14 protein-coding genes are annotated in these 17,781 nt (G+C 59.6%); 12 read left to right on the top strand and 2 right to left on the bottom strand.

Annotated elements, in window-relative coordinates; translation table 11 throughout:
- The first annotated feature begins 86 nt into the window (after positions 1-86).
- The 8 genes from bioB (at position 87) to panC (ending at position 7,641) form a co-directional block, all read left to right on the top strand.
- The gene (gene bioB / locus AC5ZFO_RS38980) at positions 87-1,082 is read left to right on the top strand and encodes a biotin synthase BioB (protein WP_496123500.1); all 996 of its coding nucleotides are present in this window, start codon (positions 87-89) and stop codon (positions 1,080-1,082) included.
- A gap of 50 nt (positions 1,083-1,132) precedes the next feature.
- Positions 1,133-1,486: an aspartate 1-decarboxylase gene (gene panD / locus AC5ZFO_RS38975; RefSeq protein ID WP_183246843.1), complete on the top strand. Its 354-nt coding sequence runs from the start codon at positions 1,133-1,135 to the stop codon at positions 1,484-1,486.
- A 76-nt stretch (positions 1,487-1,562) separates the two neighbouring features.
- Positions 1,563-2,714, top strand: a complete 1,152-nt coding sequence (locus tag AC5ZFO_RS38970) for an 8-amino-7-oxononanoate synthase (RefSeq protein ID WP_496123499.1) — start codon at positions 1,563-1,565, stop codon at positions 2,712-2,714.
- Positions 2,714-3,349: a dethiobiotin synthase gene (gene bioD, locus AC5ZFO_RS38965; RefSeq protein ID WP_496123498.1), complete on the top strand. Its 636-nt coding sequence runs from the start codon at positions 2,714-2,716 to the stop codon at positions 3,347-3,349. Before AC5ZFO_RS38970 ends, bioD begins: the two co-directional genes overlap by 1 nt.
- The gene (locus AC5ZFO_RS38960; RefSeq protein ID WP_496123497.1) at positions 3,346-4,611 is read left to right on the top strand and encodes an adenosylmethionine--8-amino-7-oxononanoate transaminase; all 1,266 of its coding nucleotides are present in this window, start codon (positions 3,346-3,348) and stop codon (positions 4,609-4,611) included. Before bioD ends, AC5ZFO_RS38960 begins: the two co-directional genes overlap by 4 nt.
- Before the next feature lie 145 nt (positions 4,612-4,756).
- Positions 4,757-5,041, top strand: a complete 285-nt coding sequence (locus tag AC5ZFO_RS38955; RefSeq protein WP_496123496.1) for a hypothetical protein — start codon at positions 4,757-4,759, stop codon at positions 5,039-5,041.
- 862 nt (positions 5,042-5,903) lie between these two features.
- Positions 5,904-6,776, top strand: coding sequence for a 3-methyl-2-oxobutanoate hydroxymethyltransferase (panB, locus tag AC5ZFO_RS38950; protein ID WP_496123495.1), 873 nt, complete (start codon positions 5,904-5,906; stop codon positions 6,774-6,776).
- Positions 6,777-6,789: 13 nt separating this feature from the next.
- Entirely contained in the window at positions 6,790-7,641 is an 852-nt protein-coding gene (panC, locus tag AC5ZFO_RS38945) for a pantoate--beta-alanine ligase (RefSeq protein ID WP_496123494.1), read from the top strand.
- A gap of 240 nt (positions 7,642-7,881) precedes the next feature.
- Here panC and AC5ZFO_RS38940 read toward each other — a convergent pair whose 3' ends face one another.
- Positions 7,882-8,085: a hypothetical protein gene (locus tag AC5ZFO_RS38940; RefSeq protein WP_496123493.1), complete on the bottom strand. Its 204-nt coding sequence runs from the start codon at positions 8,083-8,085 to the stop codon at positions 7,882-7,884.
- Between the two features lie 1,297 nt (positions 8,086-9,382).
- On the opposite strand from AC5ZFO_RS38940, the gene AC5ZFO_RS38935 reads away from it, so the two are divergent.
- Entirely contained in the window at positions 9,383-9,583 is a 201-nt protein-coding gene (locus AC5ZFO_RS38935; protein ID WP_164939567.1) for a hypothetical protein, read from the top strand.
- A gap of 397 nt (positions 9,584-9,980) precedes the next feature.
- Here the strand turns inward: AC5ZFO_RS38935 and AC5ZFO_RS38930 are convergent, their stop codons facing one another.
- Positions 9,981-10,184: a hypothetical protein gene (locus tag AC5ZFO_RS38930; protein WP_496123492.1), complete on the bottom strand. Its 204-nt coding sequence runs from the start codon at positions 10,182-10,184 to the stop codon at positions 9,981-9,983.
- A gap of 382 nt (positions 10,185-10,566) precedes the next feature.
- Here AC5ZFO_RS38930 and AC5ZFO_RS38925 point away from each other — a divergent pair, with 382 nt between their 5' ends.
- The 3 genes from AC5ZFO_RS38925 to AC5ZFO_RS38915 all read left to right on the top strand — a co-directional run.
- A complete protein-coding gene (locus tag AC5ZFO_RS38925) occupies positions 10,567-10,776 on the top strand; it encodes a hypothetical protein (protein ID WP_496123491.1) in 210 nt (69 codons plus the stop codon).
- An 812-nt stretch (positions 10,777-11,588) separates the two neighbouring features.
- Positions 11,589-11,975: an ectoine synthase gene (locus tag AC5ZFO_RS38920; protein WP_282525242.1), complete on the top strand. Its 387-nt coding sequence runs from the start codon at positions 11,589-11,591 to the stop codon at positions 11,973-11,975.
- Between the two features lie 584 nt (positions 11,976-12,559).
- Positions 12,560-17,781, top strand: a 5,222-nt coding sequence (locus tag AC5ZFO_RS38915) for an amino acid adenylation domain-containing protein (RefSeq protein ID WP_496123490.1), incomplete at its 3' end; no start/stop codon positions are given.

Here is a 17,781-nt window from a genome sequence, read left to right as displayed (position 1 = left end):
CATTTGCGAGACAGCTCGATTAGCATCTCTTCGACGGCAATGACTATAGATAATTCACGCGATTATCTATAATTGGGGGTTGGGTGATGGATGCTGCTGCGAAAGTCCAACGGAAGGAAGCAAGCAACGGGGCGCAAGCTCGTAACGATTGGAACGTCGAAGAGGCTAAGGCGCTCTACGACCTTCCTTTTGCCGACCTGATGCTTCAGGCGCAGCGCGCTCATCGCAAGAACTTCGATCCAAACCACGTCGAAACTGCGAGCCTGCTCAGCATCAAGACCGGCGGCTGTCCGGAAGACTGCGGCTACTGCTCGCAAAGCGCGCATTACGAGACCGGCCTGAAAGCGACCCGTCTGATGCGTTGCGCCGATGTGATTGCGACCGCCCAGCGCGCGAAGGATGCCGGCGCCACGCGCTTCTGCATGGCCGCGGCCTGGCGTACGCCAAAAGATCGCGATCTTGATTCCGTCTGCGACATGGTCAACGCGGTCAAAGGACTCGGCATGGAAACGTGCGTGACGCTCGGCATGCTGACGCCGAAGCAGGCCGCGCGCCTCGCCGAGGCCGGCCTTGACTTCTACAATCACAACGTCGACACATCGCCCGAGTTTTACAGCAAGATCATCACCACCCGCAGCCTGCAGGACCGCATCGATACGCTGGCGCATGTGCGCGACGCCGGCATCAAGATCTGCTGCGGCGGGATTATCGGCATGGGCGAGCGCGTCGAGGACCGCCTAGGTATGCTCGTGGTGCTCGCCAATCTACCCAACCATCCCGAAAGCTTGCCGATCAACCTGTGGAACAAGATCGAGGGCGTGCCGGTGGAAGACACCGCGGAGCCTCCCGATCCGATCGCGCTGGTCCGGCTGCTGGCGACCGCGCGGATCATGATGCCGAAGAGTGTGGTTCGCTTGTCCGCCGGGCGGCAATACATGACCGATGAATTGCAGGCGCTTTGCTTCTTGGCCGGCGCAAATTCAATCTTCATCGGCGACGTGCTCTTGACCACCAAAAACCCGAAAGTTGATCGCGATGCGGATCTGCTGGCCCGGCTCGGCATCTCGTCCGGGCTCGCCTGACGAAAGCAGTGCGCGCAATATGTTGCCCCTACATCCAGCCTAGGTGAGAAATGCAGATAACTTTGATGAAGGGCAAAATCCATCGCGCCTCGGTGACCGAAGCTGATCTGCACTATGAAGGCTCGATCTCAATAGATCGTACGCTCCTGGAGGCAGCAGGAATGGTGATCAACGAGCGCGTCGAAATCTACAATGTGGAAACAGGAATGCGCTTTGCCACCTACGTGATCGAGGCGCCGCCGAGGTCTGGCACGATAAGCCTGAACGGTGCGGCCGCACGACTTGCGATGCCCGGAGACAAAATAATCATCGTTGCATATGCCTCATTCGACGAGGCCGAAGCAAAGATATTCAAGCCACGCATTGTGCGTGTGGACGGAGACAATCGCATCCTGGCAAGTTGATCCTAACGGGTCATCCTTCCTTCTTAAACGGCCAACGCAGTGTTTCGTGATTTGATGCGATCGATGGGAGTGGTGAATGCGGTCAATCCAAACAGCTAGACTTAGTCCCTATGTCACAGCGTTGAATGCCTTGAACGAAGATAAGCGGCTGCGCTGCCTCAAGCCGCGCGTGGGGATCGATTTTGCATCGAACGACTATCTGGCGCTCGGGAGCGCCCCGCGCATCAAAAAGGCGATGGTCGCCGCGCTCGAGGCGGGCACTCCGGTCGGAGCCGGGGGATCGCGACTTCTGCGCGGCAATTGCGAGGAGCACGAACGGCTCGAAACGGAAGCGGCTCAGTTCTTTGGCGCGGAGGCAGCGCTTTTCTTTGGAAGCGGCTATATCGCAAATTTTGCCCTCCTGACAACGCTGCCGCAGCGCGGCGATCTGCTGGTTCTCGATTCGCTCGTGCACGCTAGTATTCACGAGGGGGCGCGGGCCGGCCGCGCAGAGTGTCGAATTCACGCGCACAATGATCCCCAGTCGGTCGAAGACGCAATTCGCGACTGGCGAACCAAAGGTGGGGCGGGCCGCGTCTGGATTGTGGCGGAAAGTCTCTACAGTATGGATGGCGACTTCGCTCCACTCGAAGAGCTGGTGGCAATCGCCGATCGCCAAGACGCGTTTCTGATCGTGGATGAGGCTCATGCCACAGGCGCTTACGGGTATCAGGGACGAGGGCTCACGGCCCCTTATGACAGGCGCGAAAATCTCATCGTCGTTCATACCTGCGGCAAAGCTCTCGGTGCGGCGGGTGCACTTGTTACGGCCTCCGGCATCTTGCGCGATTTCATGGTCAACCGCTGCCGTCCGTTTATTTTTGCCACCGCCCCATCACCATTGATGGCCGTCGCCGTTCGAGAGGCACTCCTCATCCTGCAGCAAGAGCCGGAGAGGCAGCGACAGCTGGCCAAACTCGTTGCTTTTGCGCATCGGCAGATCACCTCGCTCGGTTTGCGCACACCATCGACCTCTCAGATCGTGCCGTACATCGTAGGTGACAATGCTCACGCAATGCGACTTGCCTCTGCTCTGCAGGCGCGCGGCTTCGATATCCGCGGAATTCGGCCGCCAACCGTCCCTGCAGGCACCGCCCGCTTGCGAATTTCATTGACACTCAATGTCGGGGAAGCGGACGTGCGCTCAATGCTCGATGCGCTGGTTGAGGTGACGAGGGGCTCGTTTTGATGAGTACGCGGATCGTTGTGACTGGTACGGACACTGGGGTCGGCAAAACGGTATTTTCCGCAGGGCTCGCTGGCCTTCTCGGCGCGAGTTACTGGAAGCCGGTCCAGGCGGGACTCGAACAAGAGACCGACTCCGAGTGCGTCCGCCGCCTCGGCGGCCTCTCGTCCGATCGAATTGTCCCGGAGCTCTATCGACTTCGGACGCCTGCGTCGCCCCATTACTCTGCGGAGATCGACGGCATTCGCGTAGATACAGAGACGCTTCGACTGCCGGACAGCGGCGAGCGGCAACTCGTGATCGAGGGCGCCGGCGGACTCATGGTGCCGCTGACAGCGCGAACTCTTTACATCGACATTTTCGAGCGCTGGCAGCTTCCCGTCGTGCTTTGCGCAAGGACGGGACTGGGCACAATCAATCACTCCCTGCTCTCCATAGAGGCTCTGCGGAAGCGTCAGATTCGAATCCTTGGAATTGCGTTCATTGGCGAAAGAAACGCCGAAACTGAAAGCGCAATTTGCGAGATCGGGAGAGTGCGTTGGTTGGGACGGCTCCCGTGGCTTGTTCCCCTCACGGACGAAAGGCTGCAGGCAGCTTTCAAAGACTGCTTTGTTAGCAGTGATTTCCTGAACCTATGAAGATAGCCAAGAGGTCGCCGATTTGGCACCCGTTCACACAGCATGCTCTACAGCGGGACATGACGAAGGTGCTGCGGGGAGAGGGGGCTTGTCTCTACACCGAAGATGGCCGACGCCTTATCGATGCAATCTCCTCCTGGTGGGTCGTGACCCACGGCCATTGCCATCCATGCATCGTGAACGCGATCCGAGAACAGGCAGGCAAGCTCAACCAGGTCATCTTCGCCGGGTACACTCACGAGCCGGCTGAGCAAGTTGCGACGGAACTACTGAAGGTCACCTCCCCGGCGCTCGAGCATGTGTTCTTCTCCGATAGCGGGTCGACCAGCGTGGAAGTTGCGCTGAAAATGGCGCTCGGCTACTGGCACAACACCGGAAGACAGCGAACCCAAATTGTGGTGATGCAGCACTCGTACCATGGCGACACGATCGGGGCGATGTCGGTAGGTAGCCGTGGCGTCTTCAATGCGGCCTACGGGGCGCTGATGTTCGAGGTGGCCTCGATTCCGTTCCCGGCAAGAGATCGTGAGCAGATAACGCTCGATGCGCTTGAAAACGCGTGCCGAAACGAACATCCGGCAGCCTTTATCGTAGAACCCCTGATATTGGGCGCCGGTGGAATGCTGATGTATTCTCCCTCGGTGCTAAGAGAGATGAAGCGGATCTGCGAAGCCTTCGACGTCCTGTTCATTGCGGACGAGGTCATGACCGGCTGGGGCCGGACGGGTACCTTGTTTGCGTGTGAGCAGGCCGATGTCACGCCCGATATTGCCTGCTATTCGAAAGGCCTCACGGCTGGGGCGCTGCCGCTCGCCGTCACACTCTGTCGTGCCGATATTTTCGATGCGCATTATTCTAAAGATCGCACGCGTACGTTTTTTCATTCGAGCTCATATACGGCCAATCCAGTGGCCTGTGCCGCGGCCAAGGCTAATCTGGAGCTATGGCAGGATCAGGAATATCGCGGGCGGCTGGCATCCTTGGCCAGTATGCAAGAACAGGCACTCGCCCCATTGCGTGCCGATTCGCGGTTCGCAAACGTCCGACGCACAGGAACAGTCACGGCGCTTGAACTCAACACGAGCGATGCCGGCTATCTCGCGGACATCGGGCTGAAGCTGTTGGCTTTCTTCCAAGCGCGGAATCTGCTGTTACGCCCACTCGGTAACACGATCTATGTGATGCCGCCTTACTGCGTTACGGCCGCCGACCTGGATGAAATCTATGCTGCCATACGTGACGCTGCTGACTTGCTGATGTGAGCTGCATCAGACTGTGCAATCGTCTGCAGTGACAGCATCTTGCAAGGCAAAATGTCCGTATTGCTGCCGCTTGAGTGCGACGAGGATGCAGCACCCACGGCTCGCAGGCTGATCGTGCTCCAAGCACTTGCTTTAAGCGCTCCCGATGCAACTGCCGCAGCAATCCTGCGGGCTAGCCAAGAAAGGCGCAGCATTTGGCCGAAATGTCGAGCCAATTGCGTTAATCACGATTAGAGAAATCCATTATCTTGAGCAAACTCTCGGCGAGGCCTTCTGCGGAAAGTACTGCTTCGCGAGGCAGCCGCACATCAGAGTCAAGGCTCTTGATGGCTGCAAGAACCAGGAAGACGGACCGCCGTGCGACCGCACCTTCGGTGCGGGCGTGGTGCTGTGCTCAGAGGGCAGCGAGGCTTCCCAAGTAAATGTCTGACAGGAGGCGAGAATGCAGATTGGCTTCCGTAATTCCCTCGACCATTCAGCCACATGCTGCGCCATATGCGGCGGAAAGTTTGGGCTGATCCGCCATTACTGCTGGCGAACGGCCCTTTGCTCCACGAAATGCGTCAACCGCTTCAAGGTGCGGCGGGAGGCCGATCAGAAATGGCTTCGATGGTTGCGAGCGGCTTAGCACTAGACCGAGCTGTGCCGGTACCGCCCTGGTCAGACTTGTTGCGGCTTCGAGTGGCCCTCTAGAGCGCGTGGAAATCAAGTGACAGAAACATCGGCAAAAATAATCGACTTCAGGACCTACAGGGCCGGCAGGCTGGCTCGGTCTGAGCGCCTTCACGACGACATCTACTCGACCGCGATTCTCGCTGCCCTTACAGCGGCCTGTCACGTTTGGACGTTCCTGGCCTGCCATCCGTTTGCTTTGCTCGCTGCGCCAGCGCCGAAGCAGAAGTCTCACGAGTACCCCTAGGGGGCAGACACGGAGATGTGTCCTAAAGACGAAGTCCCCACTGCGTGCATCTGCAGCTCGGTCCGGTCGAGCCGTCACCGTTTGGAGAGACTGCAATCAGCCCAGAAACGCGTGCAGATGGTGGGACGTCGCGAGCGCCGCTCCTCGGTTGAGGCCGCGGCCGGCATAGCCGCTGAAACTCCAGGGGAAGACGAGCCATCGGGTGGTGAAATCGCGATGAGGAAGGTCTTGCCTCATGGTTGCGCGACCGTTGGACTGTTTTTTGCGTTGTTCTCCAATTCTAGAGAACTGGGATCTCCATCCTCCATGCCATTGACAGGTTTCTCCCGCCTTCTCTAGGAAGCGCCGACGGTGTGTGGGGAGCGGATCCAATATGAGCCACAGTTCAGAGCAGCCTCTAGAACGTGTCACGATTCCGGCACTGCAGCAGTGGAAGGATAAAGGGCGGCGTGTCGTGATGACCACCGCCTACGATGCGGTTGCGGCGCGCATCGCAGATCCCATTGTCGATATCATCTTGGTCGGCGATAGCGTTGGAAACGTCTGCCTGGGATTCGACAACACGCTGCCCGTCAGCGTGGCCATGATGAATCATCACCTGGAGGCTGTTGCGCGCACGAGGCCTCATGCCCTGCTTGTGGCCGACATGCCCTTTCTGAGCTTTCATGTCGGTTCTGAGGATACGATTCGCAATGCAGGAGGTTTTCTGCAGCGTGGCGCCGATGCTGTGAAACTCGAGGGTGGCGCCAAACGCATCGAGATGGTACGTGCCTTGGTCGATTGCGAAATTCCTGTGATGGGACATCTCGGTCTGACCCCGCAGAGCGTCAACGTCATGGGTGGATTCAAGGTGCAGGGAAGGACAACGGATACCGCCTTGCGGCTGCTCGATGACGCGCACCGTCTGCAGGAAGCCGGCTGCTTCGCGCTGGTCCTGGAGGGCATTCCTGCCGAGCTCGCGGCGCGAGCGACTGAATTTCTAACGATACCCACCATCGGGATCGGAGCAGGACCCGATTGCTCGGGCCAAGTGCTCGTGTTTCATGATGTCTTGGGGCTAACCGAAGGCCATCGTCCCAAATTCGTTCGTGCCTATACAAACGGATTCCAGCTGTTCCAGGAGGCGCTGTCGCGCTGGGCTGCCGATATCCGCAAAGGTGCATTCCCGGGCTCAGAGGAGTGCTATCGGCTTCCTGATCAGCTTCGGCATGCCATCGCCGACTGGGTGCCCTCCAATTCAACCTGAATCAAGGTAAGAAATGCAAGTAATTACGAAGGTCGCTGAGCTGCGTCGCGCCCTTGCAGACGTTCGCAATGCCGATAAGCGCATCGGATTCGTTCCGACGATGGGATACCTGCACGACGGCCACCTGGCCCTGATCTCGGCTAGCCGGGGACGCTGCGACGTCACTGTCGTTAGCATCTTCGTCAACCCCACTCAGTTCGGCCCAAATGAGGATCTCAGCAGGTACCCTCGCGACTTCGCGCGCGATGAAGCGTTGTGCCGCAGGGCCGGGGTCTCCATCATCTTCGCGCCAAGTGCAGAGGAGATCTATCCGGCTCAATTTGAGAGCTTTGTCGAGCCGGGCGAACTCGCAAAACCGCTCTGCGGAGCTTTCAGGCCTGGACATTTTCGTGGTGTAGCGACTGTCGTCTGCAAGCTATTCAACATGGTGCACCCGGACGTCGCGTACTTTGGACAGAAGGATTTTCAGCAATGCGCCGTGATACGCCGCATGACGGTTGATCTGAATCTTCCGATCGAGATCGTCACTGTGCCAACCGTGCGGGAGCCAGATGGGCTGGCAATGAGCAGTCGCAACCGTTATCTGGGCCCGGAAGAACGTGGTCGAAGCCTTGCGATCAGCCGTGGCTTGTTCGCCGCAGCGCAAGAGTTTGCCTCAGGGGAGCGCGACGCGGCAACGCTGATTGCGCTTGCAAGAAAGCATTTGGAAAGGGTCGATCGACTGCAGTACCTTGAGCTTGTCGACACTGGGACCCTAAGGATTGCCGAGAGCCCTCTGCGCTATCCGGCGGTGCTTTGTGTCGCAGCGTACGTCGGCTCGACTCGGTTGATCGACAATGTAGCCTTGTCCTGGTCGCCATCGTAGCCAGATCCGCAAGTGATTGCGCTCAGAACCAGTCGAACCGGATGGATTGGCCCTGAAATCCTCAACATCCTGGAAGAACTCTCGAAGGCGATCCGGAACTGCCCTTTGCGTTCTGAACAACTGCCCCACGCTCGAGCTCATGATGTCGGTCGGAGATTGGCTCTGCCGCTGACGGGGTGGAGCGAGGCGGGGCTGCTCCCACGCTGCCAAGAGCAGCCAAGTGCGAGTTCACTTTCCGCATTATGACTTCGGCGGCTCGCTCAAGCGCTCCGGGACATTCCGACCGCTTGGCGCGCTTTTTACGACGTAGCGCAAAACAATTTCAGAAAGTCGTACAACCAGCTGTTTGAGGCGCGCAATCTCCTCCTTGCAGCGCTCCAGCTCGTGCTGTTCGTCTGTCATCACAGATGTTGTGCGACGATGGCTGCTGCCGAGATGATTCATGTAGCTCCCTTTCCGATTCGACAAACACAGCAGATAATCTGAACAGCCCAGTCGCTTCTCTCCCTGAACGAGGCGCCTCGGCGTCAGATCGGAGCGTTTCACACGCAGCCCGCGGTGCGCTGGTTGCTAGCTCCCTCCCTGCAAAGGGCTCGCGCCCATCTCCCAGATGCGACGGCACTTTTGGCGACGCTATCTCGCTCGTCGCTCATGCTCAGTTGCAGTAATGGCCCCAACAATGTTGCCGCGGAATATGCCGCCCTCCGGCTGCATGTGATTGCTCTGGGCGGAGACCGTAACAAAATGGCAATATCGATTAATGCAACGAGCCGCGCTCTCGCGCTCAAATCCTGCATTACGACAGCGCCCCCGATGAATTTTAACGCGACGTTCGTGTGTCCGTGCTGGGGTCCTTCAGCTACACCAGGCTTATATGTCCAAAACGCAAGTCGCTACCGAGATCATCCGCCTGCAAGCGGGCATTGCCAAAGGAGGTTCGCTCAAAATCCTGTGCTGCCAATACGATGCGATTATGGATCAATAACCACACGCCCATGACCATGAAATTACGTCACGATCGCGCAGACAACTTCCTAAGCTGCATAAAGCCGAAGTTCCCTCAAGAGCGGCCAGGGGGCGAGTCAAGGGGCACTGAGCGCGGGCGCCGGATCCTGGGCCGATTTCGTCGCCAGACGTGGACGGGCGCTGGCTTTTGACGCAAAGATATGCTTCACGGCAAGAATTGATCCGATGTCCCTTTACAGTGCAGGATGCGAACCGATCGGGTTTGGAGCCGATAGGTGCCGTCTTGTGAAACGACATCGGAGCAGGGCAGTGGCAAGCTATCTCTACCAACTCCATCTGGGCAGGTATGCCGAAGCATTGGTTGGACGCGGCGGGCGCGATAAACGGCAAATCCTCTGCCGCAATTGAACCTCATGAGGCTGCAACGAACTAGCACCGTCCGAGCATTGGCCTGCCGCATCCGCCCAATCAGTCCGGCGAGCAATAGATGGCCGAGCATGCCGTGCATAATCGCAGAGCATGATCGCAGGACGTCACATTGGCCTCCGAGCTCTAGCAAGCTTGTCTGTTAAGCCGAGACGGCCGACGAGAAGACAAAAGCAGGCCGATCAAGCGAGCTGCCGCAATGGATCAGCGATCGCAGAGGTGCTGGACATTGGACCGCGCTGGAAATCTGCTGACCGGCAGTCGCGGAGGCTCATACGATCTGATGTACTTGAGTTGCGGTCCAGCAAGTGCCCATTATCTTCCTCGATGGTATGAGGGAGATCTCCCAATGCTGGACGGTGCCACGACCGCGCTTCTGCGCACGATCCTGGATGAGGTTTGCGAGAGCGTCTCACCGTATGACGCGGGCGTCCGCGCCTACGTTGCCTCCAAAATCCTGGAGGCCGCCACCAGGGGTGAGACGCGCCCCGATCTGCTTAAACAGATCGGTCAGGAAGCTCTTTCCAGAGCACCAACGATGTGGCGATAGATTTAGGACATGGCTTGTCCTTGAGGTGAATTTCCAAGTCACGGTGCTGAAGATCCTGGCCTGCTAACGCGCGCGCCGTCGCGTCGCCTGCGGCATAGCGATCCGGCCAGCTCGCAGAGGTGTATCGTGGTCGCAAATCGATGGCGGCCTAACGTCACCCAAGACCCGGCGTTATCCGATGTGAACCGGTTGGCGCGTTGCTCGCTGCGAGGCCGAGCGTTGAAACGAGAGAGAAGCTCGCACAACAGGCAGCGCATCCAAGCCTTGGCGCACGCACCCTTGCGCGCCACGATGCCGGTGAGGCGTCGCGCTAATAACCTTCGTCCGGAGACGGGGCGAACTCAGTGTTCGGCGCCGGAGCGCCATCAACTCAAGCGAGCCGGTGCGCCGTTGCTGTTTACTCCTGTGCGAGCGCCGCAAGTGCCCTTTCGATCACTGTGATGTCTTGCCTGACCTGAGCGATCGCTGGCTTCGGATCAATTCCGGTAACGCAGTTCAACTGCTGCAGTAGCTCCCGCCGATGCGCCAGAAGGTCCTCCAGCGCGCTGCGGTCGTTTAGTTTCACATAGCCGTCGACAATCAATCCAATCGAAAGAGACATCGAAACTCTCAAACAAAGCTGTTCGAAGATCCGTATAGCACATCGGCAAATGATGTTCAGCTCGTCGGGAAAGAATACTGACGGGCGAGCTTGTTCGGGACAAGCGGGGCGTGACCGACTATTCCTTGCGCCTTACGAGCGTCCAGCTCTGTTTGAGCGACTAGCCGAGCAGAAAGACGGCGTATGGCGAGCCAAAAACGCTGCGGATCGTCGCGATGGAAATGCTAGGCAAGGCGAACGAATAATATCACGAGCTGCCATGGTGCTTATCCGCCTACCGAGCTGCTTCCGAGGTGCGATGACAGGCGGCGCGTTCATCGACGACATGCTCGCCTGAATATCTCTTCGTAGAGATTGCGACAACCTCAGGAGCGTGTCCAGGATGCTCGATGAATATTTGGCCCGCATTCGTGCTCACCGTAACAACATCCACCGCTATCGTCGCCTGCTGAAGTCGAACATGTCGGATGTCGAACGTCAGTTCATCGAAAGACGCCTCACCGAAGAGCAGACCGCGCTCGAGTCTCTTTCGGCCGAGACCTTTCCGCTCGCGTTTAGCCTTCGGAAGGGGGCGGACATGTCGGCAAGCTAGGCGCGGAGCCGCGAACGACGCGCGCATTCGGGGCCACGCGATTTCTCGCCGACGGCATCATCATTAGCTCGCGGCCCGGCAAATAATCGATGATATCCGCCCGCTGTTGGCCTAGCCCGGAGGACCTGATCTGCTGACCTGCACGTGAGTTCATTCGGCTCGGGTATCAGGTTCTCAATCTGTATCGGCATTTGCCCATAGCGAGATTAAAAAGCCGGACTGTTCGACCGGTTCTCGCTCGCGGACCTGTTTGTATTCGGCCATATCTCGGCAGTTTGTTAGATTGGCTACACGCCCAGCCAATCGTTCTCACTCGCTAGCCAGCTGAGACAGCCACGACTTCATCTTTCATCGGTCTGCGACCGCGGCATGAGATTTGCTCTACTGGCTGAGACGCTGCGGAACCGTATTCGCGGCGAGAGGCACAGCAAGGAAGGGAAACGACTTGCCAAATCTGCCACTGGAGACAGTTTATGTCGCCGGCAATATCTCCATCAGCATTCTGGGGAATACAACGGTAAGCGGCGGCACCACGCGAAAGGTGGAACATCAATTTGGTACGCGCCGATCGGGCTCGGCTGCGAAATACCCTCGCGCCGATATTTTCACTAGTCGCCGTCGGGCAAATGGCAGGCCTTTTGCGTGTAGCCGATCCCATAGGACTACTGCACGGGCTCTCCGCGACCGACTGTTGGTTGTTTCGACGGACCCCGCCGTCGGCTGCGCGGCAGGGAAGTCGCAGTTCCGAGGCAGAACAACGGCCTCCAGCTTTTGGATCAATCACTTCAACCTGCACCGGGCAATCGAACACTATGATTGTGCGTAGCCTGCACGACCTCGAAGCAACCGATCACTTCGTCGATTGGGGCAATGGTACTAGCCACCGCCTTCTGACGGATAAGGACGGCATGGGTTTTAGCATCTGCCACACCGTGGTGCGCGCTAACACCGTTTCGCTTCTGCAATACCGGAATCATCTCGAAGCCTGCTACTGTATCGGCGGAGAGGGCGAGGTCGAGGACATGGACGGCAATGTCTTTCCCATTCGCAGGGGTGACATGTATGTGCTTGACAAGCATGACAAGCATTTCCTGCGCGGGGGACGGGACAAGGACATGATCCTCGTTAGCATCTTCAACCCGCCCCTGACCGGAACCGAGCGCCACAAGCTCGACGACCCGGCAGGCTCCACATATTGAGCGATTCGAATAAACGCCAATCCAGCATGAACTGCCGCTAATTCCGAGAGACATTTACTCGAGCGATCCAGCACTGCCTGGTACCGCACGCGCGGACCTCAGAAAAAGTCTTTGTCACGGTTTTACCAAAGGCGCACGCGATGCGCTTCGGCTGATTACAAATTGCTTTGGCATTCCAGATCCATTTTCCCCTGTCCGGAAGACCAGGCGAGCGGAGGCTTGTGCCGATTGATAGCGCGCTCAGTTGTACGATGTCTGGCGACGCTGTTGGACAGCTGACATAGCTCTGCTGTGGCTATCGCATTGATTGCACTCGATTTCACCTTTGGCACGATACATGCGTAATCCTCTAAAGAGCGCCATAGAGGAGAAGTCGTTCGATGGGAACGCTTACCAGAAACTCTGACGCGGTTGAGTGGCAGCTGCGATACTGCCGGCACCATATTTGGTGATGCGGCGGGTTGGAAGATTGCGTGATCTGCTTCGGCGGGTTTCGCCACATCAATGCAGACCAGCCTAAGCCCCAAAACAGATTCGAACCAGTGTGAGCGATTTGCGTGAATCAAGGAAGTCGCCTTCCGATCTTGAGCGATGAACAGGTGCAGAGCATATCTGCCGCACATGAACTGCTGGCGCGCCGGGAGGAGTTTTGGCGACGGCGGCTCGAGCAGTTTAGAATATTGCATCCTCCTTTCGTGTCATCGTCCGTGGCTGCGGCGCCTTCCCGATGGCAGTCGAGTTCGTGGTTCAGCCCAAGCGCTTTGGCTAAACTTTCCCCACAAGATCGGTCGGAATATCTGGTAACGGCTTGGCTGATCTATCTCGCTCGGATGACGGGGGAAAAAGAGTTTCAACTGGGATGGAAGCCTGCAAGGGATGGATTGCAAACTGGCTCCAAACTCGACGAGGTGTTGATCGCCTGCGTCGTGCCGATGGATGTTTGCATTGAGCTTGGTCTCGATTTTGAGGAAGTGCGCAAAACCGTAGCGGCCGAAATCGCTCAGCTGAGGGCGCACGCTAGCTTTGCCCGAGATCTTATCGCGCGCTGCCCGACATTGCGAAGTGTGCAGGCGCTACGGGCGCGCCGGCCTTGGCCGATCGGCATTGCAATCACCGCAGAGAGCTGCTCCGTCGCCGACGATCTGACGACAAGCCACAAGGCTGGCCAAGCCTTATGCGGCGATTTGCTGACCTTTGAGGTTCGCGCTCTGGACGGGAGCTTCCGCTGGCATTTTGATGCCACTCGATTAGCGCCCAAGCAGATCGACCGCATGACGCAGCATTTGCAAGCTTTGTTACGCGGCGTGATGGACGATACGGGGCAGCCTGTCGGCCGAATCGACATTCTGCCGACTGACGAGCGCGCGTATCTACTAGAGGATTTGAATCGGACGGCGGCGCCTTATTCGTTTGAGCGATGTATCCATGAGCTGTTCGAGGCGCAGGTGCAAAAGGCACCGGAAGCGGTGGCGGTGGTCCATGAGAAGGAGAGACTGAGCTATGGCGAACTCAATGCGCGGGCCAACCGGCTGGCGCATCATCTGATCGAGCTCGGGGTCAAGCCGGACCAGCCGGTGGCGATCTGCCTGGAACGCAGCCTAGCGATGGTGTTTGGTGTCTTGGCGATCCTGAAGGCTGGCGGCGCCTATCTGCCGCTAGATCCGGCTTATCCGTCAGCGCGGCTGCGGCAGATTGTCGACGATGCAAAACCGAAACTGCTGCTTTGCGATGTCGCCGGTCGAACCGCATTGGGCGGCGAAGCCGTGGCCGATGTGACGGTGGTCGATCTGGAGACGGCGACCCCGACTTGGGGCGAGCGGCCGCCTTCGAACCCGGACCCAGTCACGCTTGGCCTCACATCGCGCCATCTCGCCTATGTCATCTATACCTCCGGCTCAACCGGAATTCCCAAGGGCGTTGAAATGTCCCATGGCGCGCTTGTGAATTCGCTTGCGGGGATTGGCACGTCAAAACTGCGCACACTTCAATTCGCGACCCTGAACTTCGATGTGTCCTGCCAGGAATTGTTCATCTGTTGGAAGGACGGCGGAGCGCTTGTGCTCGTGCGGGAAGAGACCCGGAGGCGCTTCTCCGACCTGCTGGAATTTGTAGAGCGGGAGGCGATCGAGCGGCTTTTCCTCCCGTTCGTGGCATTGAATCATTTTGCGGAAGTCTGGAGCACGCAGCGCGCGCAGCTGCCCTCTTTAAGAGAGCTTTATACAGCCGGCGAGCGATTGCAGGCCACTCCACTGCTTAGGGCGTTCTTCGAAGCACACCCGAACGCGAGGTTGATCAATCAATATGGGTCCACGGAAATCAGCGTCATTTCCGAACACCACCTTGCAGCTGATCCGTCATGTTGGCCCCAGATGCCTCACGTCGGTCGTCCAATCGCCAACACGCGGGTGTACCTGCTGGATGGCCATGGCGCGCCCGTGCCGTTCGGCGCGGTGGGCGAGCTTTACATTGGCGGGGCGGGGGTGGCACGGGGCTACCTGAACCGCCCTGAGCTGACAGCGGAGCGGTTCATCGCCAGTCCCTTTGTCGAGGGCGATCGGCTGTACCGGACCGGCGACCTTGCACGTTATCTGCCGGACGGCAATCTTGAGTTCCTGGGCCGCAACGACGATCAGGTGAAGATCCGCGGCTATCGCATCGAGCCGGGCGAGATCGTCGCGCGGCTTTGCGAGCACGCCTGGGTGCGCGAGGCGGTGGTGGTGGCGCGCCAGGATGGTCGCGGCGAGCAGCGCCTCGTTGCGTATGTCGTTGCCACAGAGGCTGAGGAATCTGATCTTGCAGGCGGTTTGCGGGCGCATGTGAGTGCGGGGCTGCCGGACTACATGGTCCCGAGTGCGTTCGTCCGGCTGGCGGCGCTTCCGCTGACGCTGAACGGTAAGCTCGATCGAAACGCGCTGCCGGCCCCAGGCGACGAGGCGTATGCGCGCCGGACCTACGCGCCGCCACAGGGCGAGATGGAGACAGTGCTGGCGCAGATCTGGGCCGAGCTGCTGGGGCTGGGGCGGGTCGGACGGGACGACAACTTCTTCGAACTAGGAGGGCACTCGCTCTTGGCGGTGCAGATGATCGAGCGTCTACGGCGGCGGTCACTGCGCATCGAGGTGCGCACCTTGTTCGTCAAGCCGGTGCTGGCGGATCTGGCAGCAAGCCTGGGCCGCCATCACGAGGTGGCGGTCCCGGCCAACCTGATCACCGAGCGGAGTGCGGCGATCACGCCGCAGATGTTGCCGCTGATCGAGCTGACGCAGGACGAGATCGACCGGATCATCGCCACGGTACCCGGCGGGGTTTGCAACATTCAGGACATTTACGGCCTGTCGCCGCTGCAGGACGGCATCCTGTTCCATCATTTGCTAGCGGCAAAGGGCGATCCATACCTACTGGTGTCGCAGATGGCGTTTGCCGAGCGTGGGCTGCTCGATCGCTATCTTGCCGCGGTCCAGCGGGTGGTGGATCGGAATGACATCCTGCGTACCTCGTTTGTCTGGGAGGGCTTGTCGCGGCCGGCCCAGGTAGTGTGGCGGGAGGCGCGACTGGAGGTGATAGAGGTCCAGCTCGATGGCGCTCATGGCGCTGGAGCCGAGCAGCTCAGGGAGCGGTTTGACCCACGTCGGCACCGCATCGAGCTTGGCCGGGCGCCACTGCTGCGGTTTGTGATTGCGCGCGAGCCCGGCAGCGCGCGCTGGCTGCTGCTGGAGCTGCAGCATCATCTGATCGGGGATCACACGACGCGGGACGTGATGCATGCTGAGGTCCGGGCCGAGCTGGAGGGGCGCCAGCATGAGCTGACCGCGCCGCAGCCATTCCGCAATCTGGTGGCCCAGGCGCATCTACGCGGTGATGCCAAGGCCGATGAAGCGTTCTTCCGGGAGCTGCTGGCCGACATCGACGAGCCGACCACGCCCTTCGACTTGAGCGAGGTGCGTGGCGACGGCGGCGGGGTTCGAGAGGCGCATCGGATGCTGCCGTCAGCGCTCCATGAGCGGCTGCGCGAACAGGCGCGGCGGCTGGGCGTGAGTCCGGCGAGCCTGTGCCATCTGGCGTGGGGACAGGTGGTGGCGCGCAGCAGCGGCCGCGAGCAGGTGGTGTTCGGCACGGTGCTGTTAGGCCGCCTGCAGGGCAGCGCTGGCGCCGACCGCGCCATGGGGCTGTTCATCAACACCCTGCCGCTGCGGCTTGATCTCGATGAGACCGCCGTCGAGGCGAGCGTGCGGATGACGCACGCCCGGCTGGCCGACCTACTGGCACATGAGCATGCCTCGCTAGCGCTGGCACAGCGCTGCAGCGCTGTTGCGGCGTCGGCACCGCTGTTCAGCACGCTGTTGAACTACCGTCACAACACGGCGCCGGCTGTGCCCGGCTCCGGGACGAATGATGTCTTGTCGGGCATGGAATGGCTGGGTGGGGAGGAACGCACCAACTATCCCCTGACCCTGTCCGTGGAGGATTTTGGCGAGGCGCTGGGCCTCACTGTGCAGGTGGCGGAGCCAATCTCGGCGGATCGGATCTGCGGCTACATGCAGCGGGGGCTCGAGCAGCTGGCAAAGGCGCTGGAGAATGCGCCGGATACGCCGGTACGCGAGCTGGACATCTTGCCGGCTGAGGAGCGCACCTATCTGCTGGAGGATCTGAACCGGACGGCGGAGGCCTATCCATCGGACCTGTGCGTCCATGAGCTGTTCGAGGCGCAGGTGCAAAAGGCGCCGGAGGCGGTGGCGCTGGTCTGCGAAAATGAGCGGCTGAGCTATGGCGAGCTCAACGCGCGGGCCAACCGCCTGGCGCATCATCTGATCGAGCTCGGGGTCAAGCCGGACCAGCCGGTTGCGATCTGCCTCGAACGCAGTCCGGCGATGGTGGTTGGTGTCTTGGCGATCCTGAAAGCGGGCGGTGCCTATCTGCCGCTGGACCCAGCCTATCCCAGCCAGCGGCTGCATCAGGTTGTCGACGATGCCGCGCCGCGGCTGCTGCTTTGCGACGTCATCGGTCGCGCAGCACTCGGCCCCGAGTTGCTGACCGATGTGACGGTCATCGATCTGGAGACGGCCACGGCCGCCTGGGCCGAACGGGCGGCTTCAAACCCTGACCGGCGCACCCTTGGCCTCACATCGGGCCATCTCGCTTATGTGATCTACACCTCAGGCTCAACAGGAACCCCAAAGGGGGTCATGGTCCAGCATCAGGGGTTGGTCAATCTGCTGTCGGCTCAGGTCGGCCTCTTTGGCGCTTCTTCCAACAGCCGCGTCGTGCAGTTCGCCTCCATTGCTTTTGATGCAAGCGCTTGGGAGCTTGTTATGGCGTTTGGCTCCGGAGCCGCTTTGCACTTGGCTGCGGAAGAGATACGTCAAGCAAGTAACAAGCTATCGGATTATCTCCAAAGCGAAGCCATCACCCACGCGACATTACCCCCAGCGTTGCTTCAGCCACGCAAGGATCCGGAAGGTTTGGCTGTGCAAGTTCTCATTCTTGCTGGAGAGCTGCCGAAGCCAGAACTCATCCGAAGTCTGGCTCCAGCATCAATTGTCAATGCTTACGGCCCGACCGAGGCAACAGTCTGTGCGACGATCTGGACTTGCCCGACTGATTTCAATGGGTCGTTGGTCCCGATCGGTCGTCCAATCGCCAACACGCGGGTCTACTTGCTGGATGGTCACGGCGAGCTGGTGCCGTTCGGCGCGGCAGGCGAGCTCTACATTGGCGGGGCGGGGGTGGCGCGGGGCTACCTGAACCGCCCTGAGCTGACAGCGGAGCGGTTCATCGCCAGTCCCTTTGTCGAGGGCGATCGGCTGTA

It is taken from the genome of Bradyrhizobium sp. Unk1, from assembly GCF_059512345.1.
Note: the sequence above shows the minus strand (reverse complement) of the source record. Positions and strands in the feature narration are given on the sequence as shown.